At 59.7% G+C, this 25,685-nt stretch carries 24 protein-coding genes and 2 pseudogenes; 16 read left to right on the forward strand and 10 right to left on the reverse strand.

Features of this window, described 5'->3' with window-relative positions:
* Positions 1 to 120: 120 nt before the first annotated feature.
* Positions 121 to 1,143: a transporter gene (locus AB4N33_RS28315; RefSeq protein ID WP_476458701.1), complete on the reverse strand. Its 1,023-nt coding sequence runs from the start codon at positions 1,141 to 1,143 to the stop codon at positions 121 to 123.
* Positions 1,144 to 1,417: 274 nt separating this feature from the next.
* Between AB4N33_RS28315 and AB4N33_RS28320 the strand changes: the two genes are divergently transcribed.
* The gene (locus tag AB4N33_RS28320) at positions 1,418 to 3,043 is read left to right on the forward strand and encodes a methyl-accepting chemotaxis protein (RefSeq protein ID WP_460121658.1); all 1,626 of its coding nucleotides are present in this window, start codon (positions 1,418 to 1,420) and stop codon (positions 3,041 to 3,043) included.
* A gap of 72 nt (positions 3,044 to 3,115) precedes the next feature.
* Here the strand turns inward: AB4N33_RS28320 and AB4N33_RS28325 are convergent, their stop codons facing one another.
* Both AB4N33_RS28325 and AB4N33_RS28330 read right to left on the reverse strand, forming a co-directional pair.
* Entirely contained in the window at positions 3,116 to 3,421 is a 306-nt protein-coding gene (locus AB4N33_RS28325; RefSeq protein WP_476458702.1) for a PepSY domain-containing protein, read from the reverse strand.
* A 206-nt stretch (positions 3,422 to 3,627) separates the two neighbouring features.
* Entirely contained in the window at positions 3,628 to 4,755 is a 1,128-nt protein-coding gene (locus AB4N33_RS28330) for a glycerophosphodiester phosphodiesterase (protein WP_476458703.1), read from the reverse strand.
* Positions 4,756 to 4,973: 218 nt separating this feature from the next.
* Here AB4N33_RS28330 and AB4N33_RS28335 point away from each other — a divergent pair, with 218 nt between their 5' ends.
* Complete coding sequence (locus AB4N33_RS28335) at positions 4,974 to 5,300, forward strand: DUF2025 family protein (protein WP_460121664.1); 327 nt, start codon at positions 4,974 to 4,976, stop codon at positions 5,298 to 5,300.
* A gap of 183 nt (positions 5,301 to 5,483) precedes the next feature.
* On the opposite strand, the gene AB4N33_RS28340 is transcribed toward AB4N33_RS28335, so the two are convergent.
* A complete protein-coding gene (locus AB4N33_RS28340) occupies positions 5,484 to 6,092 on the reverse strand; it encodes a TetR/AcrR family transcriptional regulator (RefSeq protein WP_460141048.1) in 609 nt (202 codons plus the stop codon).
* 208 nt (positions 6,093 to 6,300) lie between these two features.
* Here AB4N33_RS28340 and AB4N33_RS28345 point away from each other — a divergent pair, with 208 nt between their 5' ends.
* Positions 6,301 to 7,341: an MBL fold metallo-hydrolase gene (locus AB4N33_RS28345; protein ID WP_476458704.1), complete on the forward strand. Its 1,041-nt coding sequence runs from the start codon at positions 6,301 to 6,303 to the stop codon at positions 7,339 to 7,341.
* A 136-nt stretch (positions 7,342 to 7,477) separates the two neighbouring features.
* On the forward strand, positions 7,478 to 8,992 hold the full coding sequence (locus tag AB4N33_RS28350; protein ID WP_476458705.1) for an amidase family protein: 1,515 nt from the start codon (positions 7,478 to 7,480) through the stop codon (positions 8,990 to 8,992).
* 47 nt (positions 8,993 to 9,039) lie between these two features.
* Here the strand turns inward: AB4N33_RS28350 and AB4N33_RS28355 are convergent, their stop codons facing one another.
* The 4 genes from AB4N33_RS28355 to AB4N33_RS28370 all read right to left on the reverse strand — a co-directional run bounded on the left by AB4N33_RS28355 (position 9,040) and on the right by AB4N33_RS28370 (position 11,776).
* The gene (locus tag AB4N33_RS28355; protein ID WP_476458706.1) at positions 9,040 to 9,360 is read right to left on the reverse strand and encodes a helix-turn-helix domain-containing protein; all 321 of its coding nucleotides are present in this window, start codon (positions 9,358 to 9,360) and stop codon (positions 9,040 to 9,042) included.
* Between the two features lie 79 nt (positions 9,361 to 9,439).
* Positions 9,440 to 9,733, reverse strand: coding sequence for an XRE family transcriptional regulator (locus AB4N33_RS28360; RefSeq protein ID WP_476458707.1), 294 nt, complete (start codon positions 9,731 to 9,733; stop codon positions 9,440 to 9,442).
* A gap of 137 nt (positions 9,734 to 9,870) precedes the next feature.
* A complete protein-coding gene (locus AB4N33_RS28365) occupies positions 9,871 to 10,848 on the reverse strand; it encodes a hypothetical protein (RefSeq protein ID WP_476458708.1) in 978 nt (325 codons plus the stop codon).
* 37 nt (positions 10,849 to 10,885) lie between these two features.
* Entirely contained in the window at positions 10,886 to 11,776 is an 891-nt protein-coding gene (locus tag AB4N33_RS28370; protein WP_460121676.1) for a LysR family transcriptional regulator, read from the reverse strand.
* A 169-nt stretch (positions 11,777 to 11,945) separates the two neighbouring features.
* Between AB4N33_RS28370 and AB4N33_RS28375 the strand changes: the two genes are divergently transcribed.
* From AB4N33_RS28375 to AB4N33_RS28420, 10 genes and pseudogenes are all read left to right on the forward strand, one after another.
* Positions 11,946 to 13,028: a 4-oxalomesaconate tautomerase gene (locus AB4N33_RS28375; RefSeq protein WP_476458709.1), complete on the forward strand. Its 1,083-nt coding sequence runs from the start codon at positions 11,946 to 11,948 to the stop codon at positions 13,026 to 13,028.
* Positions 13,029 to 13,074: 46 nt separating this feature from the next.
* Positions 13,075 to 14,400, forward strand: a complete 1,326-nt coding sequence (locus tag AB4N33_RS28380; protein WP_460141052.1) for a dicarboxylate/amino acid:cation symporter — start codon at positions 13,075 to 13,077, stop codon at positions 14,398 to 14,400.
* A gap of 119 nt (positions 14,401 to 14,519) precedes the next feature.
* Complete coding sequence (locus tag AB4N33_RS28385; RefSeq protein WP_460126569.1) at positions 14,520 to 15,845, forward strand: CitMHS family transporter; 1,326 nt, start codon at positions 14,520 to 14,522, stop codon at positions 15,843 to 15,845.
* A 93-nt stretch (positions 15,846 to 15,938) separates the two neighbouring features.
* A complete protein-coding gene (locus AB4N33_RS28390) occupies positions 15,939 to 17,192 on the forward strand; it encodes an OprD family porin (protein WP_460141053.1) in 1,254 nt (417 codons plus the stop codon).
* 143 nt (positions 17,193 to 17,335) lie between these two features.
* A pseudogene (locus tag AB4N33_RS28395) lies at positions 17,336 to 18,076 on the forward strand (cache domain-containing protein); the annotation flags it as partial.
* Positions 18,077 to 18,178: 102 nt separating this feature from the next.
* Entirely contained in the window at positions 18,179 to 18,934 is a 756-nt protein-coding gene (locus tag AB4N33_RS28400) for a methyl-accepting chemotaxis protein (RefSeq protein WP_460126570.1), read from the forward strand.
* Between the two features lie 66 nt (positions 18,935 to 19,000).
* Positions 19,001 to 19,942, forward strand: a complete 942-nt coding sequence (locus AB4N33_RS28405) for a LysR family transcriptional regulator (protein WP_476458710.1) — start codon at positions 19,001 to 19,003, stop codon at positions 19,940 to 19,942.
* A 130-nt stretch (positions 19,943 to 20,072) separates the two neighbouring features.
* On the forward strand, positions 20,073 to 21,527 hold the full coding sequence (gene tcuA / locus AB4N33_RS28410) for an FAD-dependent tricarballylate dehydrogenase TcuA (RefSeq protein ID WP_476458711.1): 1,455 nt from the start codon (positions 20,073 to 20,075) through the stop codon (positions 21,525 to 21,527).
* Positions 21,514 to 22,674, forward strand: a complete 1,161-nt coding sequence (tcuB, locus tag AB4N33_RS28415) for a tricarballylate utilization 4Fe-4S protein TcuB (protein WP_476458712.1) — start codon at positions 21,514 to 21,516, stop codon at positions 22,672 to 22,674. The genes tcuA and tcuB overlap by 14 nt, the downstream gene beginning before the upstream one ends.
* A 92-nt stretch (positions 22,675 to 22,766) precedes the next feature.
* Positions 22,767 to 23,116: pseudogene (locus AB4N33_RS28420) on the forward strand (avidin-fold protein).
* 35 nt (positions 23,117 to 23,151) lie between these two features.
* On the opposite strand, the gene AB4N33_RS28425 reads toward AB4N33_RS28420, so the two are convergent.
* Both AB4N33_RS28425 and AB4N33_RS28430 read right to left on the reverse strand, forming a co-directional pair.
* The gene (locus AB4N33_RS28425; RefSeq protein ID WP_460121690.1) at positions 23,152 to 23,865 is read right to left on the reverse strand and encodes an HNH endonuclease; all 714 of its coding nucleotides are present in this window, start codon (positions 23,863 to 23,865) and stop codon (positions 23,152 to 23,154) included.
* Between the two features lie 103 nt (positions 23,866 to 23,968).
* Complete coding sequence (locus AB4N33_RS28430; RefSeq protein ID WP_476458713.1) at positions 23,969 to 24,532, reverse strand: BRO-N domain-containing protein; 564 nt, start codon at positions 24,530 to 24,532, stop codon at positions 23,969 to 23,971.
* A 351-nt stretch (positions 24,533 to 24,883) separates the two neighbouring features.
* On the opposite strand from AB4N33_RS28430, the gene AB4N33_RS28435 reads away from it, so the two are divergent.
* On the forward strand, positions 24,884 to 25,129 hold the full coding sequence (locus AB4N33_RS28435) for a hypothetical protein (protein WP_476458714.1): 246 nt from the start codon (positions 24,884 to 24,886) through the stop codon (positions 25,127 to 25,129).
* Positions 25,130 to 25,266: 137 nt separating this feature from the next.
* Entirely contained in the window at positions 25,267 to 25,614 is a 348-nt protein-coding gene (locus tag AB4N33_RS28440; protein ID WP_476458715.1) for a hypothetical protein, read from the forward strand.
* Positions 25,615 to 25,685: the final 71 nt, after the last annotated feature.

Here is a 25,685-nt window from a genome sequence, read left to right on the forward strand (position 1 = left end):
TCATCGCGGGCAAGCCCGCTCCCACAGGTTATCGGGTGTCGTTGAGGTTTGTGATCGACGCCAAACCCTGTGGGTGCCTGACCTTCCCACAGGGGACCCTGTTGAAGTCGATTTGAGGGCTCAATAATCCTGGCGCTTGCGAAACGCCCAGCGCCCGGCAATCACGGTAAACGTCACCACCAGCGCCACCAGGATCCAGAACCCCTCCGGGTCACCGGCCAGCGGCACGCCGCCCACGTTCATGCCGAAGAAACCGGCGATGATGTTGATCGGCAGGGCCAGCACTGTCACCACGGTCAGGGTGAAGAGCGTGCGGTTGCTCTGTTCGTTGAGGTTGGCGGCGATCTCTTCCTGCAACAGCTTGATCCGCTCGCCGAGCGCCGTGAGGTCGTTGATGATCAGCGCAAACTCCTCGGTGGATTTGCGCAACTCCTTCACGTCTTCCTTCTGCAGCCAGGGCGGTGGGCGGTTGAGCAGGCGCAGCAACGAGCCCGGCTCCAGGGCCAGCAGCCGTTGCAGGCGCACCAGCACGCGGCGATTGGTGCCCAGTTCCGCGCGATTGGTCGACAGGCGCGAAGACAGCAACTCATCTTCGATCTGATCGACACTCTGGCTGGTCTTGCGCACGATCTGGGTCAGCACTTCGCCCTGGTCTCGCAGCAAGTGCACCAACAGCTCCAGGGGCGAGCGAAAGCGCTCGCCGGCCTTCACCGAGGAACGCAGCTTGTCCACCGAGTGCAACGGTTGCAGGCGTGCGCTGATGATCAGCCGGCTACGCACGCACACCCACAGCGTGGACACGTCGGAGGACACCATGCTGCTGAGATTGAACACCACGTCGTTGACCACCGCCAGCAGCGCCGAGTCGACATGTTCGATGCGCGTCGAGCGTGAACCTTCATGCAAGGCTTCGAAAAATTCGTCGGGCAATTCCAGATGATTTTTCATCCACCGCTCGCACGCCGCGTGGGCGAGGTTGAGGTGCAGCCAGAAAAATTCGTCGCTGTCCTCGGACTGTTGCAGGCGTTGCAGCGCCATCGCCGAATCGATCTCACGACCACGTTCGCCGGGACGAAAACTGAAACCATAGAGCAGACCGAACAGGTCCGGGTCGCGATGACTTTGGTCGATGCTGTGGTTCATGAAGGCTCGATGCGAGGAGGGCGCCTGTCGCGGGTTTCACAGGTTCACTTGAGCCGAATCATCGCAAGCCAACATGACGTTTTTGTGACAGTCGGAGGTCGCAAACGATTGCTCTACCGATGGTCGGTTTTTCATCAAGAACCGCTCTAGTACGCCGATTACGCATGGGTTAAGTTGCGCGCCTTTGGCGTGTGGCAACTGTCGCAGACAGGATGTCCGCACCCCTTTCACGTGTCCTCTGGCACGTGCCGAATTCCTGTCATGAGATCTTCCGATGTCTGTGCAAAAGTCCTTGAGAGCGCAAATTCTCGCCCTGCTGAGTGGCAGCCTGTTGGCGATGTTGTTGATCGCGCTGGCGTGCTTTCACTTCCTGTCCAATGGCGTGCAGAGCTACGCAAACCTGATCGAAGGCCCGCTGCACACCTCGCAGTTGATCGATGAGGCCAACCTGCAATTCAAGATCCAGGTCCAGGAATGGAAAAACGTACTGCTGCGCGGTAAGCAACCGGCGGACCTGGACAAGTACTGGAAACAATTCGAAGACCGTCAGCGTGACGTGCAAGGCATCCTCGGCGAACTGGCTGGGCAGAAGGGCATCGAGTCGTCACTGAAAACCCGCATTGAGCGCCTGCGTGACGAGCACCGTTTGCTTGGCGCTGCGTATCAGAAGGGCCGTGATGCGTACGTCGCTTCGGGTGGCGATCCTGCGGCGGGTGACGCGGCGGTCAAGGGGGTGGACCGGGCTGCCAGCGAACAGATGAGCGAGCTGGTGGGTGAGTTGCGCAAACTGGGTAATGAGCAGTCGGTGCTGATCAGCGCCAGCGCCAATCGCACTGTGTTGCTGGGTATCATTGTGATGCTGGTGTCGGGGCTTTTGATCGGTCTGTTGAGCCTGTGGCTGGTCAACCGCAATCTGGTGGCGCCGATCCAGAAACTGATCGAATACGTGGCGCAACTGAGTCAGGGCAAGTTCGCCGATCGGGTGAACAGCAGTCGCCAGGATGAGCTGGGTAAACTGGCCACGGCGGCCAATACCCTGCGCGATTTCCTCGCTGACACCTTCAGCCGTTTGCAGGTCAGCACCCGGGATCTGGACAGCGCCAGCGGCGAGTTGAAATCAATTGCCGGGCTTATGGCCAGCGGGACCAACGAGCAGTTCAGCCGCACCGACCAGGTGGCGACGGCCATGAACGAGATGTCGGCCACCGCCCAGGAAGTCGCGCGCCATGCCGCCGATGCCGCGCGTGCTGCCGACGATGCCGACCAGTCCGCGCAGCAGGGCGAAAAAGTCATGCAGGGCACCATCCACACCATCACCCGCATGCGTGGTGAAATCGCCAACACGGCGACGGTCATCCGCCAGTTGGAAACGGACAGCGGTCGGATTGGCAAGGTCCTGGAAGTGATTCGCGGCATCGCCGAGCAGACGAACCTGCTGGCGCTCAACGCCGCCATCGAAGCCGCCCGCGCCGGTGAAGCCGGGCGTGGTTTTGCCGTGGTGGCCGATGAAGTGCGCAGCCTCGCGCAACGGACAGCGGCCTCGATCATCGAGATCAATCAGATTATCGAAACCGTGCAGACTGGCGCGGTTGATGCGGCCCACGCCATTGAAAGCGGTCAATCGCGCAGCGAAGAAAGCGTGCAGCAAGTGACCGAAGCCGGGGCCATGCTCGAACGCATCACCCATGCAGTCGAAGCTATCCGCGACATGAACCGTCAGATCGCCACCGCCGCTGAAGAGCAGACTTCGGTGGCCGAAGACATCTCGCGCAACCTCACCGAAATCACCAGCATTGCCAGCACCAACCTGGACAACGTGCAACGCACCGAGGCCGCCAGCCACAACCTGCACGGGTTGTCGGGGCAGCTCAATGATGTGACGGCGCGCTTGAGCGCCTGACCGGATGGTGGACGTGTAGGAGCGAGCAAGCTCGCTCCTACAGTGCAAACGGTAGAGCCGTGATGGCAGGAATCAATTGTCCTGCTTGTTCTTCAGGACTTCACCAGTGGCCGCATTCAAGTCCACATCCCACTCTACGTTTTTGGCGTCACGCAGTTCGACTTCGTATTCGAAGCCGTTGAAGTGGTTGTCCAACTCGGTGTCGGTGATGGTGGCACCCGGGTGCAGTTTCAGGACGATCTGGTTAAGTTCCTCCAGTGGCTTGATCTTGCCTTCCTTGACCAGTTGCGGGATCTCGTCGACTCGCACGTCAGCCATGGCAAAACCGGCAGTGAGGGACAGGGTGGCAGCGGTGAACAGGGCAGTCAGGGTTTTCATAAGGGGCATTCCTTGTGTGATGTTTAAGTGAGATCAGAGTAACCTTGGTAACTTAATCCACCCTTAAAATTCCCTTTCTGCTGACCTCTGTAGGAGCGAGCATGCTCGCGATGGACGTCAACGATGACGCGGGCTGTCTGATTGCCCGCAGTGTCTGATCTACCATCGCGAGCATGCTCGCTCCTACAGGTTTTGCGTACCCCTGATCAGTAGCCGTTGTTCGTCAACACCTGCCCGACACTTGCCGCTGCAGGGCGTTTGTAGAACTTCAACAACTCGCTCGCCCGGTTGGTGAAGATGCCATCGACACCCGCGTTCATCACCTTCTGGAAATCCACCGCGTCATCCACGGTGTACACGTGCACCAGCAAACCCTGATCGTGGGTGTACTGGTTCATCCATGGTTTCACCAGGTCGGCATAACTCTGATCACCGCCGTGGGTCAGCGCCGCCGATGGGCCGGTGCCGATGGCGCCCTGGGCCTTGGCGTAGTCGATCCATTGCTGGAACTCGGCTTTGCTCTTGGGTTCCTGCTTGGCGTAGTAGGCGGCGTGGTCCTTGTCGCCCGACTCGGCGAACGTCACCTTGGACTGCGGTTCGATATTGCCTTCACCCACCCACAGCAACAGGATTTTCGGCACCTGCGGCATCTCCTTTTCCAGCAGTTCGAGGCTGCTCTTCTCGAACGTCTGCAACACCACCCGACCCTTGCCCTGGCCGACGGCCAATTCCTTGCGCTTGCCGTTGGACCCGGCCGGAATCAACCAGCCGCGATCCTGGAGTTTTTCCTTGAGGTCACGTTCGATGCCGGGAAACTGCTTGGGCTCCTTGGTCTCGATGTACAGGCCAGGCTTGCGCAGCGGGTTTGCCTGGGCGATGTCGATGATTTCATCGAGGGTGAGGATTTTCAGACCCGCAAAGGAAGGGCGCGCGCGATCCGGGTAAGCCGCGTTGAACCAACTGCCGGCGTCCAGTGTTTTCAGCTCTGCCATGGTGAATGCGTTGGCGGGGCTGTCCTTGCGGTCGGGGAATTTAGTGGCAACGTCGGTGGTACGTTGCAGGTTGTTGTCGTGAAGGGCGAACAGTACGCCGTCCTTGCTGCGTTGCAGGTCCATCTCCAGATAATCGGCACCCAGGTCGCGGGCGGCTTTGTAGGCGGCAGCGGTAGATTCCGGCGCGTCGTACGAGGCGCCACGGTGAGCGATCACCGCCGGGTGCGGGATGCCCGAATTGGCGGCCAGTGTCGCGGGGGCCGGGCCGCTCGCAGCCTGGGACTGAGTGAAACCGAGCATCAGGCTCAGCAGCAGGGCACTCTTGGTAAACGTTGCAGGCATGGTCGAGATCCTTTCGCAGAGGTTTTCAAAGAGGTCTCTTTTAACAACTGAGCGCCACTCGCGCTATCGCGAGACCGACAAAAACGTGTTTAAAAAACAATTTTCCAGCGCATCTTTGCGGTGCTTTGCAGTAATCTTGGCCACGGCAGTCTCCCCGGCAGAGGGAGCGCCCTCCATCTTGCCAGGCGTGTAAACCATCGATCTTTTGTGAGGTTTATATGCGCATCACTTCCCAACTCATCTGCCAGGCCGCCGACCAACTCAAGGGCTTCGTCGGTCTCAACCGCAAGACCGGCCAATACATCGTGCGCTTCAGCGAAGACTCCTTCGGCATGGACGTGGCGGATGACGGCATCATCCCGGCCAGCGAATTCGTCTGGGCTGCGGGGCCGGAAAACGCCATGACCCTCAAGCGCGACCTGATCCAGTTGCTGCTGGACCAGCACATCGATGACCGTATCAATATCACCGAGCCGTTGCGGGTGTACATGAATCGGAGGGAAGTGCCGCAGATTACGGCGGTTCGCAGTTTGGTGCAGGGCTGAGAATTTGCGCTGTGTGGGCGGGCCTCATCGCGGGCAAGCCCGCTCCCACATCAGACTTGTGTGCGACGTAGTACCTATGTGGGAGCGGGCTTGCCCGCGATGGCGGCCTAAAAAAAACCACCCATCTAAAGGCCGAACTCATACCCTAACAAGGCAAACTTGCGTGTGACAATCAACTGGGGTTCAACACTGATAACACGCCAGGAACATGTCCAGCGCCGATTCCACCACAGTGCTCTGCATCTCGGGCGAAAGACCTGGCTGACCCATGGAAATCTGCGGCCAGAAGGCAAAGGACTTGAGCAGGCCCTGCACCTGTTGCGCAGCGAACTCCGGCGGCACCGGTTTCAAGCGCCCATCAGCCTGCGCCGCACGAATCCATACGGTGAGGCCTTCTTCGCGCTCGCCCATTCTGGCGACCATGTCCTGAGCGCGCTCCGGAGAATGAATCGTCGCTGCGATGGCCACCCGCGCAAGGTCGAGGAAGTTGTCATCGCCCAGCATCTGCAACTTCGCCATGAGCATCCGTCGCATCTGCTCACGCAAAGGCAGTTCGGGGCGGTAAACCGCTTCCTGTTCAGCCGTCACCCGTGCCCACAACTGATTAAGGATTTCGGCGAACAACGCTTCCTTGCTGGGGAAGTGGTTGTACACCGTGCGCTTCGAGACGCCTGCGGTGGCGGCGATCTTGTCCATGCTGGTGATGTCGAAACCGTTGTCACGGAATTCGGCAATCGCGGCCTGGATGATCGCTTCGCGTTTTCGGTCGGTGATGCGCTGTGGAGCTGTCATAAAGGGCTTCGGTAGAAAATTTAGTCATTACACTGGGTAGTTTACTTGTGAAGATAATTGATGCAACCTAGAAACTACACTGTGCAGTGTAATGTTTCGTTAATCCTGTCCAGTAAAAATAAAGTGTCCGGCTGATGCTTGCGTGCCTTGGCCATTTATCGTTCATCGCAGACGCCGCCAGCGGCGCGGCGTCCTGGAGTCATCCGTCATGGCCAATGCCACAACCGCTAATGAACCCGAGGCCTCCCGTCAGACCGATGGGCTGTTTCGCAACCATGCGCCGGTCAAACGCGAAGGGCTGCGCAAAATGCTGCGCATCCTGTGGAACATGATTTTTCACAAACCGCGCGACACCAAGCCAACCGCTGCGGTGCCGGTGCAACGCCTGACCCATGACGCGCTGATCGCCGCGCCCAACCATAGTGTCTATCGCCTGGGCCATTCCACAGTCCTGCTGAAACTGCAGGACAAATTCTGGATCACCGATCCGGTGTTCGCCGAGCGCGCCTCTCCGGTGCAATGGGCCGGTCCCAAGCGTTTTCACCAGCCACCGATCAGCCTGGCAGAGTTGCCACCGATTGAGGCGGTGATCCTGTCCCACGATCACTACGACCACCTCGATTATCAGGCCGTGCTGGATCTGGCGGACAAGACCAACTACTTCCTCACGCCCTTGGGCGTCGGCGATACGCTGATCAAGTGGGGAATCGAGGCCAGCAAAGTGCGCCAACTGGATTGGTGGCAAAGCACTGAAGTGGCTGGCATCCGATTCGCCGCCACGCCGTCGCAACACTTTTCCGGCCGTGGCCTGTTCGACGGCAACAGCACGCTGTGGGCGTCGTGGGTGATCATCGATGGCGACACGCGCATTTTCTTCAGCGGCGACAGTGGCTACTTCGACGGCTTCAAACGCATCGGCCAGCAGTACGGCCCGTTTGATCTGACGCTGATGGAAACCGGCGCCTATAACGTCGAGTGGCCGCACGTGCACATGCAACCTGAGCAGACCCTGCAAGCACACATCGACCTTAAGGGCCGCTGGCTGCTGCCGATTCACAACGGCACCTTCGATTTGGCGATGCACGCCTGGTACGAACCGTTCGACCGCATCCTGGCCCTGGCCTGGGACCGCAATGTCTCTATCACCACGCCGCAGATGGGCCAGGCGTTCAACGTCATGCATCCGCAGCGGGGCAGTGCCTGGTGGTACGAGGTGGAGCAGCAGGTGTATCAGCAAAGCACTGGCTGATCGGGCTACCGACAGACGCGAAGTTTCATACGAGATCTGGCGACAAGTGATGACGGACATTTCCGGAGGCCTCGGTAGGCTGGAAATGGAGTGGGCTTTCCTCTCATCAACCGTCATTACTAAGGATCTTTTTTTCATGGACGTTACGTTAAACAGCCGCCTGAAGTGGCTGGTCAGGATCATTCTGCTTTCGCTCGCCAGCTCCGCCAACGCCCAGGCACCGACATCCGAATCGAGGTTGGAGTTTCTCAGTGTCGATGAACTTTCTCGGCGCATGGAACGCAAGGAAACGACCGCCGCAGCGCTCGTGATGCATCTGCAACAAAGAATTTATGCGCTGGATGAACAGGGCCCGAAGATCAATTCCATCATCGAACTCAACCCCGATGCACTGGACATCGCCTATGCCCTGGATCGGGAGCGTCAGTGGGGCTACGTTCGGGGACCGTTGCATGGCATCCCCGTATTGCTCAAGGACAACATCGACACCTCCGATCAGATGCAGACCAGCGCGGGCTCACCGGCCATGGTGGGCAAACCGGCTCCAAAGGATGCCTACATCGTGCAGCGTCTCAGGGAGGCAGGCGCTGTCATTATCGGCAAAACCAACCTCAGTGAATGGGCGGCTTTCCGCGATCCGACCTTACCTGTTGGCTGGAGTGGCCGGGGTGGCCAAACCAAAAATCCTCATGTGTTAAGCGGTGACGTGTGCGGCTCAAGTTCCGGCTCCGCAGCGGCCACCGCCGCCGGTTTCGCCCCGCTGGCCGTCGGCACTGAAACCGCCGGCTCAATCGTCTGCCCGGCGTCATTGAATGGCGTGGTCGGCATCAAGCCGACCGTGGGACTGCTCAGCCGCAGCGGCCTCATCCCCGTCACACACAAACTCGACACGCCTGGCCCGATGGCCCGCACGGTGCGCGAGGCTGCCCAGCTCATGAACGCCATGCGCGGCAGCGACCCAGCCGACCCGGTGCAAAAGCCTCACGGCCAGGATACCGTCGACTACACCGCGCTATTGCGCCCCAATACCCTGGTGGGCAAGCGCATCGGCTACCCCGCCAAATTTGACCAGAGCGGTTTGCCGCTGCTGATAGACCCGCAGTTTTCCCAGGCCCTTGAACTCATGCAGGCAGCGGGGGCGACGTTGATTCCTGTCGACCTGCGTGATCCATTATCAGAGCGGGTCGACGACGCCTTCCACATGGGCATCAAGCGTGAACTGCCGCGCTATCTGGCCACACGGTCCGGTATCCCGGCCAAAACCTTGCAAGACCTCGTCCTGTTCAACGCCGCAAGCCCGCAAGCCCTCAGCCAGGACACACTGATCGCAGGCAACGACGTGGTGTTCGACGAGCAAACCTACAACCACCTCTGGCGCAAGATTCAAAGTCAAAATGCAGCGGCCATCGACCTGCTGTTGATGACCCATAAGCTCGATGCCATGGTCTCGGACGTCGGCTCACCCGCCATGAACGTCGCTCCGTTGGCCGGCTATCCCGGCGTCATGGTGCCCTCCGGCATCGACGAAAACGGCCTGCCGACCTCGGTCTTCTTCTTCGGCCCGCGCTGGAGCGATGCCGAACTGATCGCCTTGGCGTATGGCTACGAACAAGTCTCCAACGCCCGCCAGGTCCCAGCGTTCAAACCCTGACCCCTGACCCCTGACCCTGTAGGAGCATGCTCGCTCCTACAGGGTCCTCAACTGAACACCACCTCAATCAACCCCTCTTTCCTGGAACGAGGCGCCGACTTGACCACGATCTGAATGTCACGCCCAAGCAGGGAAAGACACTCCATCATCTTGGCTTCACTGATCCCGCGGAACTTGCCGCGCAGCATTTCAGAGAGCTTGGGTTGGGACAGGCCGAGGATCTCGGAAGCTTGAACCTGAGTTAAATGCCGTGCCTTGATGATCTCGCCAATTTTTGCCGCCAATAGGGATTTGACGCGCATTCCACTGGCGTTGGGTGTCGAGAGGTCCTCGTAGACGTTCCCGCTGCTTTGTTCTATTTCAATCATGACCTGGTTACCAGAGCGAGTTCCTCGTACAACGGAATATACCCATATGGTAATAATCGTCAATCGAGAGCACTCGCTCCTACACAACAGATTCCGCCGTTGCGACTTTCCCGTTCATCCCACGCCCCGGCGCAAACCCCGGAAAGAACATCAGCCCCTCCGACTCAAACCGATAAGCCAACGCCAACCGATCCGCATCCGCCGCCTCACGTCGGGCCTCGAACCGCTCGATCTCGCCAACCGCAACCCCGGCTTCACGCGACAATTGCTCCACACTCCACCCCAACATCGCTCGGGCCTGCGCGCAATGGGCGGGGGTGAATTGGAAGAGGGCGATACGTTCCAGGGTGATTTTCATCGCATAAGAGGCCATGGTGTGCTCCGGGCTCGAAAGTGCTGACTCAAAATGTACTGTGTTTTTGTACAGTTGTTTTGAGTCTGGAGCAAATTGATTTTTTGAATACTGCGATTTCGCTATGGTCGACCTGACGGATGGTGCCCCCCTGCACGCTAGCCACCCAACCCCGGCGCCTCCCGAATAATGAAGTGATCCAGGTTCTCGATATTTGCGCTGAACACCCCGAACGTCTGCTCGGGATTCTTCTTGCTCGGCACCTGCTTCAACTCCGGCGTCACGCCATAAAAGAAGCAATACAACTCGGCCTTACTGTCGACTGCATGCTTGATCTCCTCCAGGAACGCCTTGCGCTTGCGGTAGTTCTCGATCAGTTTCTTGCTCAAGTAGACGTTCACCGAATACGGTTTTTTCTTCGCCTCATCCGCCTGCTTGAACCACACCTTCTGCTCGAAATCGATGCGAAAGCTCTGGGTGTAATCCTTGATCTCCTTGATCCGCCCCCAATAAATGAGCCCCTTGTTGTCCGTCAGGTACTCGACCTTCTTGAAGAACGAAGCGTAAGGCGCCGTGTGCTCGCCCACCTTCAACGGCGTGCGCTTGAGCAGGTCCTTATCGGGGAAATTGGAAACAAAACACTCCACCGGATGGGCAAAGACATGGGTCTTGTCTGGCGCAGTCTCGCGGCTGGACTGCCCTGCACCGGGCGCTGAAGACGCGGCCCCTGGCGCCACTTGACCGTCGACCGCTGAAGCGTCCGCGCTCGAGGGTTTACGCACATACTGACGCCGGGTCAGCAACAACTCTGACGGAAAATGCTCCTCCGGCCCGTCATCCATTTGTGCACCATCAACGCCGGCTGACGCTTTGAGGCTCACATAAGGACAATCCGCCACATGCCGCGTGCTCGGCGTGTTCTTGAAGTGCGGGGTGCGCACGTAGTTCACATTCCTGGCATTGAACGTGGTCAACACATTCGACGCATCGAACGCCAAACGACAGGCGTCGTTGGGGCACTGGAAATCTTCCTTCGCCGAATCGAACGCCACCGTCTCGTCGAAATTGAGATCGCGCACGTCATAGATCGACAACTTGTCGTCAAGGCTCAGGCAATAGGCGAGATCGAATTTCATGACGGGCGCAGGTCCTTGAGGGGCGTTCGGTGCGAGTTTAGCGCTCCCACTGTTCCAGAAGTATCGATACGAATTTTTCGGCCGCAGGGGAGAGCGACGCGCCGCGTCGGTAAACCAGCCCCAGGGACCGGTTTATCACCGGGTCCACCAGTGGCACGCTTACCAACGTCGGGTGATCCACTGCAGGCATCGCCAGGCTGGGCATGGCCGACACCCCGAGCCCGGCTTCGACCAGGCCCAACGAAGTGGAAAGGTGCTGCACCTCGTAAAACCATTGCGGCCGCCAGCTCAGGCCGGACAGCGCGTGGTCGAGCAGCATGCGGTTGCCGCTGAGGCGGCCGACGCCGATCAGGCGGTAGTCGCTCAATTCCGACCAACTGACGGAGCTGCGCCCGGCCAGTTCGTGGTCGCGGCGACACGCCAGCACAAACGGTTCGTTCACCAGTGGCACGAACTCGATGTCCGGGTGCTGCCCGCTCATCATGTTGATGCCGAAATCCGCCTCACCCCGCAGGACCGCCTCCAGCCCTTCATTGGCACTGAGGTCAAGCAGTCGGATACGGATTTTCGGGTACCGCTCGTTGTACAGGCGAATCACCGAGGGCAAAAAGTAGAAGGCTGCCGTGGGGATGCACGCCAGAGTCACCCGCCCGACCTGGCGCTCGGCCAATTCGCGGATATTGAGTATCGAGTCGTCGAAATCGTCCAGCAGGCGACGTGCCTTGGGCAGAAAATCACGACCCACGCTCGTCAGGCTGACCTTGCGCGTGGTGCGATCGAGCAGCGCAATGCCCAGGCCGTCCTCGAGCTTCTTCATGCGCCGGCTCATGGCCGGCTGGGACAAATGCAGTGCCTCGGCCGCTTCGTGAAAGCTTCCAAGTTCGGCGATTTTCACGAACGATCGAATGTCGTTCAGCTCATAGTCCATGGTTCAAGCACCCTGATTCCGATTGGCCAAGGTCTGACGGGCATCGGTTTGATTGATTCGCTAAGTGGAATAATAACGCAAATCTTTGCATTGGAATCATTTCTGACCTCCTGTCACTCTTGTTCACAGAGCATCAATTGCCCCTATTGATTAACAAGAGTCTGATTTCATGCAACGAATTCCTTGTGTGCTTATGCGTGGCGGTACCTCCAAGGGGCCCGTATTTCTTGCGTGGGATTTGCCCGTTTCGATTCCCGAACGCGATGAGTTGCTGCTCAACCTGATGGGTTCCGGTCACGAACTGGAAATCGACGGCATCGGCGGCGGTAGCCCGCAAACCAGCAAGGTGGCGATCGTCAGCCCGTCGCTGCACCCTGATGCCGACGTCGACTACCTGTTCGTGCAGGTGATGGTTGCCCAGCGCCGGGTCGACACGGCACCCAACTGCGGCAACATGCTGTGCGCCGTGGGCCCCTTTGCTATCGAGCAGGGTCTGGTCAAGGCGTCCAAGGCCCAGACGCTGGTGCGCATTCGTAACCTCAACACCGGCACCTTCGTGAACTCCGAGGTGCAGACCCCAGGTGGCAACGTCAGCTATGAAGGCGACACCGCCATCGACGGTGTACCGGGTACGGCGGCGCCGGTTCAACTGACCTTTCTCGATGCGGCCGGCAGCAAGACCGGCAAACTGTTCCCCACCGGCAACACCCAGGACGTGATCGACGGTGTGCCGATGACGTGCATCGACATGGCCATGCCGATGATGATCATCGAAGCTGGCCAGTTGGGTAAGCGCGGTGACGAAAGCCCTGCGGAACTCGACGCCGACAAGTCGTTCCTTCAGCGCCTGGAAGCCCTGCGCCTGCAGGCCGGCCTGGCGATGGGCCTGGGTGATGTCAGCGACAAAGTCATTCCCAAGCCAGTGCTGGTTTCCCCGGCCAAGGCGGGTGGCACCGTTCAGGTCCGTTATTTCATGCCCCACAACTGCCACCGCGCCCTGGCGATCACCGGCTCTATCGGCCTGGCGACCGCGTGCGTGTCACCGGGCAGTGTGGTTGCGCAACTGCTCGGCGGGGTGAGTGAACCGCGCTTGAAGCAAGTGCGTATTGAACACCCAAGTGGTGGGATAGATGTCGTTTTGTCCTACACCGGTGATAAAGGTGAGACCATCCGCGCCTCGGTCGTACGCACGGCGCGCCGGTTGTTCTCAGGTTTCGTTTACGCGACGGCTTCTCAACGACTCGCCGGATGATGTCCTCCTAGTTATCGCCGTTTCCGCATCAGCACAATTCTAAAAAATGGGTGATGCCATGAAAGTTGTAAAGTCGCTGTATTTCCAGATTCTCTGCGCTGTCATCCTGGGCGTGCTCGTTGGCCATTTCTGGTCGCAGCAGGCGGTCGCCCTCAAACCGCTGGGCGACGCGTTCATCAAGTTGATCAAGATGATGATCGCCCCCGTAGTGTTCTGCACCATCGTCACCGGCATCGCCGGCATGAGCGACAAGCGCTCGCTCGGCCGACTGCTGAGCAAGACCATGTTGCTGTTCCTGGGCCTGACCGTAATCAGCCTGATCATCGGCCTGGTGTCGGTGTATCTGTTCAAGCCCGGCGTGGGCATGAACATCGACCCGACTCAGTTGAGCACCAAGGGCCTGTCGCAGTACACCGATTCGGCGGCGAAGCTGGGCGTGGTGGAGTTTTTCATGCACATCATCCCGGACACCTTCATTGGCGCCTTCAACAAGGGTGAAGTGCTGCCCGTGCTGTTCATTGCCGTGCTCAGCGGTTTTGCCCTTTCGGCGATCGGCGAGCGTGGCAAGCCGGTGCTCAATGTGCTGGAGTCCGCTTCGCACATGGTGTTCAAGATCTTCTCCTACCTGATGCGATTCGCCCCGGTGGGTGCATTTGGCGCACTGGCGTTCACTGTGGGCCAATACGGGATCACCTCGCTGGGCTCGCTGGCCAAGCTGATCATGACCTTGTACATCGCCTGCGCGTTTTTCGTCATCGTGGTGCTGGGCAGCATTTGCCGGGCCAACGGCTTCAGCCTGTGGAAGCTGTTGCGCTACTTCCGGGAAGAATTCCTGGTGGTGCTGGGCACCTCGTCGACTGAACCGGTCATGCCGCGCATGCTGGAAAAACTCGAAGCCCTGGGCTGCAAAAAAGGCGTGGTCGGCCTGGTCCTGCCAACGGGTTACTCGTTCAACCTCGATGGCACGGCGATCTACCTGTCGCTGGCGGCGGTGTTCATCGCCCAAGCCTGCAACATCGAACTGACCCTGACGCAAACCGTGACCATGCTGGCGATCATGCTGCTGTCCTCCAAGGGCGCCGCCGGTGTCACCGGTTCCGGTTTCGTCGCGTTGGCGTCCACCCTGACGGTCATCCACGACATTCCCCTGGCTGGCCTGGCGTTGTTGATCGGCATCGATCGCTTCATGTCCGAAGCCCGCGCACTGACCAGCCTTGCCAGTAACGCCGTCGCCACTGTGGTGATCTCGATCTCGGAAAACGCCTGCGAACGCCAGAGGCTGATGCGCACTCTCGACGGCAATCCGCCGCCTGTGGTGGCGCCGGCTGCGGACGTTACCTGGGACAACGCCAAGGTCACGTCACACAGCTAACCGCGCAAGGCATCCTGCAACACCCATAAAGAACCTTTGCATTCACCTGCGCCGGGCACCGTTGATCGGATCGCCCGGCCGCATAGGGGCCGTGCGCCTGCGCGTCGGCCACGCTCATCATAAGAACAAGAGATCTGACTATGCTCGCTTTCCTTGGTTTGGCCATGGTGGTGGTCTTCACCTTCCTGATTATGACTAAACGCTTGTCGCCGATTGTCGCGCTGACGGTGGTGCCCATCGTCTTCGCAGTGATCGGCGGGTTTGGTGGCACCACCGGCAAGATGATGCTCGACGGCTTGAAAATGGTGGCTCCGTCGGCCGCGCTGCTGCTGTTTGCGATCCTGTTTTTTGGCCTGATGATCGACGCCGGGCTGTTCGACCCGCTGATTCGCAAGATCCTCAAGCGCGTCAACGGCGACCCGATGAAAATCGCCGTGGGCACCGCCCTGTTGTCGCTGGTCGTGGCACTGGACGGCGACGGCACCACCACATACATGATCACGTGCGCGGCCATGCTGCCGTTGTACAAGCGTATCGGCATGAACCCGATGATCCTGGCCACCATTGCCATGTTGTCCTTGAGCATCATGAGCGGCATGACCCCGTGGGGCGGGCCGGCCACTCGGGCAATCGCCGCGCTGGGGCTGGATGCCGGCGAGTACTTCGTGCCGTTGCTGCCCACCATGATCGGTGGCGCAGCCTGGGTAGTGTTCACCGCGTTCCTGCTGGGCCGTCGCGAGCGTAAGCGCATCGGCAATATCCAGCTGCAGAGCGGCGGTGGGGACTGCTACATCAAGGCCATCCTTGAGGACACGCCGCACAAACGACCGAAGCTGGCCTACGTCAACCTGCTGCTGGTGTGCGCGGTCATGGTGGCGCTGGTGATGGGCATCATGCACTCGGCGATTCTGTTCCTGATCGGTTTCGTGCTGGCGCTGATGATCAACTACCCGCAACTGGACATACAGAAAGAGCGCATCCTGGCGCACTCCGGCAACGCCATGACCGTGGTGCTGCTGGTGTTTGCCGCCGGCATCTTTGCCGGGATCTTCTCGGGCACCAAGATGGTCGATTCCCTGGCGCAAACCCTGGTTGACTGGATCCCGCCGTCCTGGGGACACCTGTTCCCGTTGGTGGTGGCCATCACCAGCATGCCGCTGACCTTCGTGCTGTCCAACGACGCCTACTACTTCGGGGTTGTGCCGATTCTGGCAAACGCCGCCGCTGCGTATGGCATCGACCCGGTGGAAATCGCCCGCGCCTCGATTCTCGGCCAGCCCGTGCACCTGATGAGCCCGCTCGTGGCGTCGACGTTGCTGCTGGTGGGTATGGTCGATCGCGACATCGGCGACTTCCAGAAAGCCACCGTCAAATGGGCCGTGCTGACCTCACTGGTCATCACGGCGCTGGCCCTGCTGACCGGGGCCATCAGCCTGTTCTCCTGATTCACCCACACACTGTTTGATCATTGCTGACGCCCCTGGTGATGGGGGCGTGCGCTCACTTGCACCCTGAATAACAACAAAGAGAAACGAAACATGCGCACTTCATTGACTCGCGGGGCTGTTCTTCCACTACTGGCAATGCTGCCGTTGGCCAATGCCAACGCCGAAGGTTTCATTGACGACAGCAAGCTCAAGTTGCAATTGCGCAACGTGTACTTCAATGAAAACTTCCGGGATGAACATGGCATGAGCGCCCGGGCGGCCCGCACTGCCAAAAGCGAGCGGACCGAGTGGGCACAGGGCTTTCTGCTGGATTACCAATCGGGTTTCACCGCCGGGACCCTGGGGTTTGGTGCGGATGCCCTGGGCCTGGTCGGCTTCAAGCTCGACTCCGGTCGTGGGCGCAGCGGCACTGGCCTGATGCCCGTGCATGACGACGGGCGCGCGGCCGATGAGTTCGCCAGCCTGGGCATGACCGCCAAGGCTCGACTGGCCAACACCACGGTCAAATACGGCACCTTGCTGCCCAAGACCCCCGTGCTGATTTACAACGATGCGCGCCTGTTGCCGCAAACCTACCAGGGCACTCAGGTCACCAGCACCGACATCGACAACCTGACCCTCACGGGCGGTCACCTGGATCGCTTCAAGCTGCGTGACTCCACCGACAGCATGCCGATTGTTCCGGACGGTTACAGCGGCGATAAATCCGGCGACTTCAACTACGCCGGTGCCGACTACAAACTGGGGAAAAACATCCGGCTGAGTTACTTCTACGGTGAGCTGGAGAACTTCTACCGGCAGAACTTCGCCGGTATTCAGCACGATCTGCCCCTGGGCAGCGGCGTGCTGACCAGCGACCTGCGTTACTTCAACAGCGTCGACACCGGCTCGGCCTACGCCGGCAAAATCGACAACTCCATGTGGAGCGGGCAACTGTCGTACGCCATTTCCGGGCACACCTTCGGTGGCGGCTACCAGGCGCTCAGCGGTGATGCGGGCTTGCCTTACATCAGCGGCGCCACCGTCTACTCGTTCAGCAACGTCGGCATCGGCAAGTTCATCGAGGAAGACGAGAAGACCTGGATGCTCAGTTATGGCTACAACTTTGCCACCCTGGGCGTGCCTGGCCTGACGTTTTCGACGCGCTACCTGAGTGGCAACGACGGCAAGTCCAACACCACCGTCAAAGAGTGGGAGCGCGACGCCGAAATCGCCTACGTGGTGCAGCAAGGCACCTTCAAGGGCCTGGGCGTGAGGCTGCGCAACTACGTTTACCGCTCCGACTTCTCGCGCGGGCGAGACAGCAACCGGATTTACTTCACCTACGACATCGCACTCTGGTAGGTCCATCGCAGCGGCGTGCCCCCGCACGCCGCTGCCCTTGGCAGGCTTGAGGAGCAAGGAGTTGAGCGTTGTCTTTCAAAAATAAAATACTGTGGTTGACCCTGTTGCCCGTGCTGCTGTTTGCCAGTGTGGCGGGTCTGACCGTGCGGGCGAACCTGTTGGCAAGCGCCGAGCAGGACATCACCAACACCCGCGAGCGCCTGCTGCAAGAGAGCCGCGATCGTCTCAAGGATTACGCCAGTATCGCCCGTACGGCCGTGGCCGACCTTTATGATCGCGCCGAGTCCGGCGACCAGGCGGGCAGGGCGCAGGCCATCGCCCGGCTGTCGCGCATCAAATACGGTGACGAAGGGTACTTCATCGGCTACGACAGCCAGGTGGTGCGCCTCTTTCGCGGCGACAGCAGCGAAGGCGTGGGCACCAACATGAGTGATCGCAAGGACAAGAACGGCGTTTACCTGAACCGCGAAATGGTGGCTGCGGCCAAAAACCAGACCCACTACGTCAATTATTCCGGTGCGCTGGTCAACACCGATACCGTGGTGCCCAAGCTCGCCTATAGCTTTTACCTGCCCAAGTGGGACCTGATCGTGGTCACGGCCATCAACCTGGACAACATCGACGGCCAGGTGGCCCGCGTGCGCGAGGACATCCAGTCGCGGGTGCAAAGCCTGCTCATCGGCGTCGCCGTCACCGCGCTGTTGCTGCTCGCCGCGTTTGGCGCCCTCGCGGTCTGGCTGATAAACACCAGCCTGCGTCCTTTGACATTGATCCGCAGCCACCTGGATGAAATCGCCGCCGGCGAGGGTGACTTGACCCGGCGCCTGCCGGCCACCGGCACCGATGAGTTCGGGCAATTGGCCGGCTCGTTCAACGCCTTCGTCGAGAAGATTCATGGGCTGGTCAGCCAGATCGTCGCGATGTCGGGGGAGCTGAGCAACGCCGTCGGACATGTCGCCCAACAAAGCAAACTCATCGATCAGGCCATGGAGCAGCAACGCCAGGAAACCGATCAGGTCGCCGCCGCCATCAACCAGATGTCGTCGGCGGCGCAGGAAGTGGCCTCCAGCGCTCAAAGCGCTTCCACGGCCGCCGCCGACACCGACCAGCAGGCACAGAGCGCCCGGCACGTGGTCAATGCCAGCATCGCTCGCCTGCAAGCACTGACCGTGGAGTTATCCGACGGTGGCACGTCGCTGGAAGGTTTGCGCAGCGATGTGGCAAGCATCGTCTCGGTGCTCGACGTGATCCGCTCGATTGCCGAGCAGACCAACCTGCTAGCGCTCAACGCGGCCATCGAAGCGGCGCGTGCCGGCGATGCCGGCCGTGGGTTTGCGGTGGTCGCCGACGAGGTCCGTGCCCTGGCCAGCCGCACCCAGCTCAGCACCCAGGAAATCCAGGCCATGATCGAGCGCCTCAATCGGGCGACCGCCAGCGTGGTCAATGCCATGAACCACTCCAGCGAAGCCGGGATGAGCGCCAGTCATCAGGCGGGGGAGGCAGGCCAATCCCTCGACAACGCGGTTGAGCTCATCGCGACCATCAACGCCATGAACGCCCACATCGCCAGTGCCGCCGAGGAACAGACCGCCGTGGCGGAAGAGATCAACCGCAGCGTGCATGGCATGGCGCACACCATCGAACGGGTCGCCGAGCAGACGCAGGGCGGCGTCAAAACCACCCACGAACTGCACACAATTGGCAGCCGCCTGGAAAGTCTGCTCGGGCAGTTCAAGATTTGAGACCATGGCCGCAGTTCCCGGGCAGCGTGAAGCATCCGGGATGATTCTCTCGACGGAAGGTGAGCCTTGGAACTGCGACAGCTGCGTTATTTCGTAAAGATCGTTGAACTCAAAAGCCTGGGGCGCGCTGCACTCGAGCTGGACGTCGGCGTGTCGGCGTTGAGCCAACAGATCGGCAAGCTGGAAAGCGAACTCAACACGCGCCTGTTGATCCGCAGCAGTGTCGGGGTGACGCCGACGAACTCCGGCATCGCGTTCCTGCACCATGCCCAACTGACCCTCCGCCAGGCGGGGTACGCGATGCAAGCCGCCCAGCGTGGGCGCATGAGCGGATACGTCAGCGTCGGGTTGCCGCCGACGACGGCCACCGTGCTGGCGCTGCCCTTGATCAAAGCCATGCGCGAGCGTTACCCGGACATTCAACTGCACCTGGTGGAAATGCTTTCCGGGCACCTGGCCACACAACTGGCTGCCCGCCAGCTGGACGTGGCCATCCTGTTCCAGGTGGACGCGACCCGGCGCTGGACCATCACGCCGTTGCTCGACGAAAAACTCTTTGTGATCTGCGCCCCGGATCTGGCCGGTGCGCCGCAAGGGGCGAGTGTGCAGATGGCCGATCTGGGGCATCTGCCGCTGGTCCTGCCCAGCTTGCAGCATGGCTTGCGCGCCGCATTGATGAGCGCCTTCGAGCGCTCGGGCGTCGAACCGCGCGTCGTCATGGAAGTCGACGGCTTGGCGGTGCTCATGGACACCGTGCGCGCCGGTCTCGCCGCCACCATCCAACCCGGCGCGGCCGCCTCGCACTCGGGCGAGTGCGGGCTGTCGATGGTGCAGATTGCCGACCCGCATGTGGGCCGCCGCAATATCCTGACCACCTTGCCCGACGATGAACTGTCACCCGCCGCACTGGCTGCGCGGGTGGTGATGATCGAGGTGGCGCGTGAACTGGTGGCCCAGGGGCGCTGGCCCGGCGCCAGTCTGCTGGAGGGCAACACCGTCGCGGGCTGAGCTGTCCTGCCTTTAGTAAAACTGAACACCCCCCACCCGTGGGCGCCTTTCGAGCCTGGGCTGGCTGACTTATCGTCCGCCCATTCGTGGGGAGGCAATGATCAACGCTCCTCGCCGTAGAGGAGAAATCATGATCGACGTTCTAGTCATAGGGGGCGGCAACGCGGCGCTGTGTGCCGCCCTGATGGCGCGCGAAGCCGGTGCCAGCGTCACGCTGCTGGAGGCATCGCCCAAAGCCTGGCGAGGTGGCAACTCACAGCACACGCGAAACCTGCGCTGCATGCACGAGGCTGAGCAGGATGTGCTGATCGACGCCTATCCGCAGGAGGAATACTGGCAGGATCTCCTCAAGGTCACCGGCGGGCAGACCGACGAAAAACTCGCGCGCATCACCATTCGCGCCTCCTCGACCTGCCGCGACTGGATGCGCCGGCATGGCGTGCATTTTCAACCATCGTTGTCCGGCGCGTTGCATGTGGCGCGTACCAATGCGTTCTTCATGGGTGGCGGCAAGGCCCTGATCAATGCCTATTTTCGCAGCGCCGAGCGCTTGGGCATCCAGGTGCGCTACGACGCCGAAGTGGCTGACATCGAAATGGACAATGGCCGCTTTGTCGCCGCTCACCTGAAGGCCACCGAGGTCGACGGCCAGTGCGTCCCGGGTGAACGCATCGAGGCCCGCGCCTGTGTGCTGGCCGCGGGTGGCTTCGAGTCGAACCGCGAGTGGCTGCGCGAAGCCTGGGGACACAATGCCGATGGCGAGTGGCCGGCGGACAATTTCCTGATCCGAGGCACGCGTTTCAATCAAGGCACATTGCTCAAGCGGATGATCGATCAAGGGGCCGACGTCATTGGCGACCCCACCCAGGCGCATATGGTCGCCATTGACGCGCGGGCCCCGCTGTACGACGGCGGCATTTGCACGCGCATCGACTGCGTATCGCTGGGCGTGGTGGTCAACCGCGACGGCCAGCGCTTCTATGACGAAGGGGAGGACTTCTGGCCCAAACGCTACGCCATCTGGGGCCGGCTGGTGGCGCAACAGCCGGGGCAGATGGGTTTTTCGATCATTGATCAAACGTCGGTCGGCCGGTTCATGCCGCCCGTGTTTGCCGGTACGCAGGCCGACACCCTGCACGGGTTGTCCCAAAAGCTCGGCTTGCCCTGCGAAGCGTTCGTCAAGACCATCGAAGACTTCAACGGTGCCTGTCGCGTGGGCACGTTCGACCACACCGCGCTGGATGACTGTCACACCGAAGGCATCGTGCCCGGCAAAAGTCACTGGGCTCGGCCCATCAGCACTCCGCCTTATTACGCCTATCCGTTGCGTCCGGGCGTGACCTTCACCTACCTGGGACTCAAGACCGATGAAACCACTGCGGTGCGTTTTGCCGGCAAACCCTCGCCCAATCTGTTTGTGGCGGGGGAAATGATGGCGGGCAACATATTGGGCAAAGGCTACACCGCCGGCATCGGCATGGCGATCGGCACCGCGTTTGGCCGCCTCGCGGGCGTGCACGCCGCCGCCGCGCTGGGTTTTCAACATCCATCAGAACCGGCAGGGCATCACCATGGAACTGTTTGACCCCACGACCCAGGCGCGTCATGACCTGATCCCTGTGCTGAATGTGAATGAGCGCGAAGTCGAGCGGCAGATGACCATCTGCAACGCATGCCGTTATTGCGAAGGGTTTTGCGCCGTATTCCCGGCCATGACCCGCCGCCTGGTGTTCGCGCAGGCCGATACGCACTACCTGGCCAATCTTTGCCACAACTGCGGTGCCTGCCTGCACGCGTGCCAGTACGCCGCGCCCCACGAGTTTGCCGTCAACGTACCGCAGGCCATGGCCCGCGTGCGCCTGGACACCTACGCCGAATATGCCTGGCCACCGGCGCTGGGCAAGCTTTACCAACGCAATGGCCTGACCTTGGCGCTGGCCAGCGGTGCCGGGCTGGCGCTGTTTCTGATGTTGACGCTGATGGTCGCGGGCAACCTGTGGACCCAGGTGGAGGGCGGCAACTTCTACGCGATCTTCACCCACAACACGTTGGTGTGGATGTTCGGTTCGGTCTTTGGTTTTGCGCTGCTGGCACTCACGCTGGGTGTACGCAAATTCTGGCGCGAGATCACCCCGGCCGGGCAACCCGTCCCATTGCAGTCGGCGGCAATGGAAGCGGCCAAAAACGTCCTGACCCTCAAGTACCTCGATGGTGGCCATGGACAAGGGTGCAACAATGCCGACGATACCTTTACGTTATGGCGCCGCCGCTTCCACCACCTCACGTTTTACGGTTTTTTGCTGTGTTTTGCCGCCACCGCCGTCGCCACGCTCTACCACTACCTGGCCGGTTGGTCGGCCCCTTATCCCGTGCTCAGCGTGCCGGTGTTGCTGGGCATCGCCGGTGGTATTGGTTTGCTGATCGGGCCGGCCGGGCTGTTGTGGCTGAACATGCGCCGGCATCCCGATCAGGGCGATCACAACCAGAAACCCATGGACCGCGGATTCATCGCCCTGCTCCTGCTCATCAGCCTGAGTGGCCTGGCCTTGCTGGCCGCGCGTGAAACCCCGGCCATGGCGCTGTTGCTCAGCCTGCACCTTGGCCTGGTCATGGCCTTCTTCCTGACCATGCCCTACAGCAAATTCGCCCACGGCATCTTCCGCAGCGCCGCCTTGCTGAAATTCTCCATCGAGAAGCGCCAGCGGAGTTCGCTGAAACTGGGAGACGATTGAGCCGAACGGCGTGTGAAGGATTTGCCCCGGCAGACACCCAACACGCTTACCATGGCCCACACAATGGACTCAGCGAACCCAAGGACCCACCCATGCCCGTCAACGAACGCCTGCACAACCGCCGCTTCACCGTCGCCGGCAACACCCACGGCCTCTCCGGCACCGGCACCGTGTTTCATTACCGGGTCGAAGGCAATGCCATCACCAGCACCTACCAGGGCGGCCGAATCCGCACAGGCCACCAAGTGGGCCGCGTCACCGGCCCCGATAGCATCGAACTGCTGTTTCACTGCATCACCCATGACGGCGAGATCCTGTCCGGCTGGTCGCGCGGCACGGTGGGTGTCGATGGGGCAGGGCGCACGACGCTGGCGTTTGTGTGGGGGTGGTTGTCGGGGGCGGAGGGTGGGGGGAGTCGAGTTATGTGGAGTGGGTGGAGTAGCAGAATGGAGCTCGCAGACCCCATCAATTGCCAGCTTACTCACGAAGCAATCGCCCAACCTTCTGATAGAGCGATTCGGTAAATGCCGCACTGTCATCCGAATGATGGCAACGACGATGACAGTTCGGGCATAGCGCTACCGCATTGCTGGGGCGGTCCGAGCCTTCCCGCGCTAGATGCTTAACGTGATGGACCTCAAGAAACGGTTTGCCTGATTTTTCGAATGGGGCTGGTTCACCACAACCTTCACATTTTCCCGCGGCCTGTCGTCGAACCCATGCCCTGACTCCAGGATCCCGGATAAACGACTTTGCGCTGGACTGGGCCTGTTGTGGTTTTTCGATCCCCTTTGGCTCATCGGTGATCGGCTGCTGCTCAAGCTTCGCGGCTCGCTGCTCGAGTGTCGTCTCATCTGCCGTTGGGGCGAAATCTTCGGGGGCTACGGGGGTTGGAGCGTTGAGTGCTTTACGAATGCTTATCGCAACGTTGGCGCCAACATTTTTAGCAGGCTTATATCCCTCAATGCGCCTGCGACCCAACTCGACCAATACGGTGGAAATGTTCTGCATCCGAAATTCAACAGAACCTTTGGTGCGACCTGCTAACAGCCCTTCGCGTAAGACTCGGTTTTCATGAGCTTTATTGATCGACTGACCAGCCTGCTCGCGCGCGAGCATGCTCAAGTAAGCATCTACTGCGGCCTGAATTTCCGCGTCGTTCCAATCGCTATTGCTCTTAAACGTGTCCATACAATCGCCGAGGGTTGAAAACCCTCGGACGATACTGAGTGGCCATTACGGTTGTCTACGAAAATTCCTACAGTAAGAGATGGCGCTTCCTACAGGTGTATCACTATCCCAACGAATGCTTGGATAACTGAAAAATATCCATGACTCTGCGCCGCCAAGGCTTAGTCGCTTTCATCGGACTCGGTGCGTGGTCTTCTAACAAGTAAGGCATATCCCGCAGCCTAATCCATCCCTCGCCCTGCCAATGCAGCATGCTCAACGACATCTTCGGCCAATCCAACAAACTCAGCATCGGACGATCTGAATCGTCAGAAGTCTGCGCGTCACGTAACGCTGGTACGACCTGATGGGTCAACCATTCACGCAGTAACCGATTCTCTGGAGCGTAGTGATACACCAACAGCGCATACACGCCGGATTCGCTTAGCATCAGCTGCTTTTCTGGCTGGTGGTAATAATCAATCCACAGGACTTGATGCTGATCTTTATCCAGCTTGCTGACCATGCGATCGCTGAGATGGAAGCCCATCAAGCGGCCAATATCGCGAGCGCAGAACCATGGCTGGTTTTCATGGAGAAGGGCATGAAGAGAGAGATTGTGGCGGCTGAAAACTGTCGAGACGGAAGGCTCTGTGATGACGGCGCGTTTCGAGACCTTGCTAGGCATATTCATTACCTCTACGTGTGAAGTTGAAGAGGGCCGGCACCCGACGTAGAGGATCTAAGAAATCCCAACAAGCTCTTTCTTCACACACCGCACATACAAGGCGGACGCCAGCATGCATTCGGTGTGAGGAAATTAGCTTCTACGTTGGGCGTTTCTTAGGCACCTGTGTTGGAGCATAAAGGTGCTTTCAGCGGGTATCAATGTCGAAGTGGCTGGGAATGTTGTAGGGGAGTGGGTGCCGGTGAGTAGGTGGGCGCTACAGAAAATCACGTCAATTAAACAGACTCGAAAAGCCCGGATGTGGCCTTGTGATATCATCGGTGATCGAATGACCTTCTCTAGGATGGACCCGTGATAAAGCTGGTTGCCGAACGCTTTTCTTTAATTTTTTTGCTCTTTTTAGCGACGTCTGTACATGCAGAAACGCTTAAAATTTCTTTGGAAAGCGATGAGCTCTATTTCAAGGCATTGCCGTACCTAGAAAAAATTGATGAAGCAGAAATCGAGCTATCTAGCATTCGAGGCAAGTTGTCACCCGGTGAGAAAATTTCCGATGATTATCGGCAGAGCTACCGGAAAAAGTGCAGGCACTTTTAAGTGAGGGTGTACCGCCACTCAAGCAATCAGCCGATGAAGGTAACCCTGCTGCTCAGTACCGGTTAGCGTGGTTATCTTCGCACTTTGACGATCGCGAACAGGTTGTCGATCAGGTCTGCTCTCTCTTGAGATCTAGCTTGAGCCAGGGCTTTGCTCCGGCTGGATTGAAAATGCTTTTCTACTGCTTCGATGAAGTGAAAACTCCCGGTTTTCTTTTATTGATCGAACAGCTTCCTGCAAGCGACGCCGCGTTTAGCAAGTACTATCCTCAGCCGGCGATGTTGTCGGCTTGCAGACGTCTTGAGCGCGATACGGCAGTCATATACCTCGATGGAAATGGTTTCCGCGCAAACCTCTACATGAGCCTTGCGACTGAAATGATGAGGCGCAACCTAAAGGAAGAGTATTTCCGCTATCTCGATAAAGCTGCCGACTATGGTTGCGATAAAGCGCTTGAGAAGCTTAAGTCTAAAGCTACCAGTTAATGGATTTCATTGACCGCTATTGACGTCCGATCGACCTGCGATCGTGCAGTCCAGTGTCTTGTTTTCTTGAG

It is taken from the genome of Pseudomonas sp. S1_E05, assembly GCF_056337105.1.

What these genes read in the sequence shown, in the direction of transcription:
- AB4N33_RS28315 (WP_476458701.1), bottom strand. Translation starts at nt 1,143, where the DNA reads ATGAACCACAGCATCGACCAAAGTCATCGCGACCCGGACCTGTTCGGT.
- AB4N33_RS28320 (WP_460121658.1), top strand. Translation starts at nt 1,418, where the DNA reads ATGTCTGTGCAAAAGTCCTTGAGAGCGCAAATTCTCGCCCTGCTGAGT.
- AB4N33_RS28325 (WP_476458702.1), bottom strand. Translation starts at nt 3,421, where the DNA reads ATGAAAACCCTGACTGCCCTGTTCACCGCTGCCACCCTGTCCCTCACT.
- AB4N33_RS28330 (WP_476458703.1), bottom strand. Translation starts at nt 4,755, where the DNA reads ATGCCTGCAACGTTTACCAAGAGTGCCCTGCTGCTGAGCCTGATGCTC.
- AB4N33_RS28335 (WP_460121664.1), top strand. Translation starts at nt 4,974, where the DNA reads ATGCGCATCACTTCCCAACTCATCTGCCAGGCCGCCGACCAACTCAAG.
- AB4N33_RS28340 (WP_460141048.1), bottom strand. Translation starts at nt 6,092, where the DNA reads ATGACAGCTCCACAGCGCATCACCGACCGAAAACGCGAAGCGATCATC.
- AB4N33_RS28345 (WP_476458704.1), top strand. Translation starts at nt 6,301, where the DNA reads ATGGCCAATGCCACAACCGCTAATGAACCCGAGGCCTCCCGTCAGACC.
- AB4N33_RS28350 (WP_476458705.1), top strand. Translation starts at nt 7,478, where the DNA reads ATGGACGTTACGTTAAACAGCCGCCTGAAGTGGCTGGTCAGGATCATT.
- AB4N33_RS28355 (WP_476458706.1), bottom strand. Translation starts at nt 9,360, where the DNA reads ATGATTGAAATAGAACAAAGCAGCGGGAACGTCTACGAGGACCTCTCG.
- AB4N33_RS28360 (WP_476458707.1), bottom strand. Translation starts at nt 9,733, where the DNA reads ATGGCCTCTTATGCGATGAAAATCACCCTGGAACGTATCGCCCTCTTC.
- AB4N33_RS28365 (WP_476458708.1), bottom strand. Translation starts at nt 10,848, where the DNA reads ATGAAATTCGATCTCGCCTATTGCCTGAGCCTTGACGACAAGTTGTCG.
- AB4N33_RS28370 (WP_460121676.1), bottom strand. Translation starts at nt 11,776, where the DNA reads ATGGACTATGAGCTGAACGACATTCGATCGTTCGTGAAAATCGCCGAA.
- AB4N33_RS28375 (WP_476458709.1), top strand. Translation starts at nt 11,946, where the DNA reads ATGCAACGAATTCCTTGTGTGCTTATGCGTGGCGGTACCTCCAAGGGG.
- AB4N33_RS28380 (WP_460141052.1), top strand. Translation starts at nt 13,075, where the DNA reads ATGGGTGATGCCATGAAAGTTGTAAAGTCGCTGTATTTCCAGATTCTC.
- AB4N33_RS28390 (WP_460141053.1), top strand. Translation starts at nt 15,939, where the DNA reads ATGCGCACTTCATTGACTCGCGGGGCTGTTCTTCCACTACTGGCAATG.
- AB4N33_RS28400 (WP_460126570.1), top strand. Translation starts at nt 18,179, where the DNA reads ATGGAGCAGCAACGCCAGGAAACCGATCAGGTCGCCGCCGCCATCAAC.
- tcuA (WP_476458711.1), top strand. Translation starts at nt 20,073, where the DNA reads ATGATCGACGTTCTAGTCATAGGGGGCGGCAACGCGGCGCTGTGTGCC.
- tcuB (WP_476458712.1), top strand. Translation starts at nt 21,514, where the DNA reads ATGGAACTGTTTGACCCCACGACCCAGGCGCGTCATGACCTGATCCCT.
- AB4N33_RS28425 (WP_460121690.1), bottom strand. Translation starts at nt 23,865, where the DNA reads ATGGACACGTTTAAGAGCAATAGCGATTGGAACGACGCGGAAATTCAG.
- AB4N33_RS28430 (WP_476458713.1), bottom strand. Translation starts at nt 24,532, where the DNA reads ATGCCTAGCAAGGTCTCGAAACGCGCCGTCATCACAGAGCCTTCCGTC.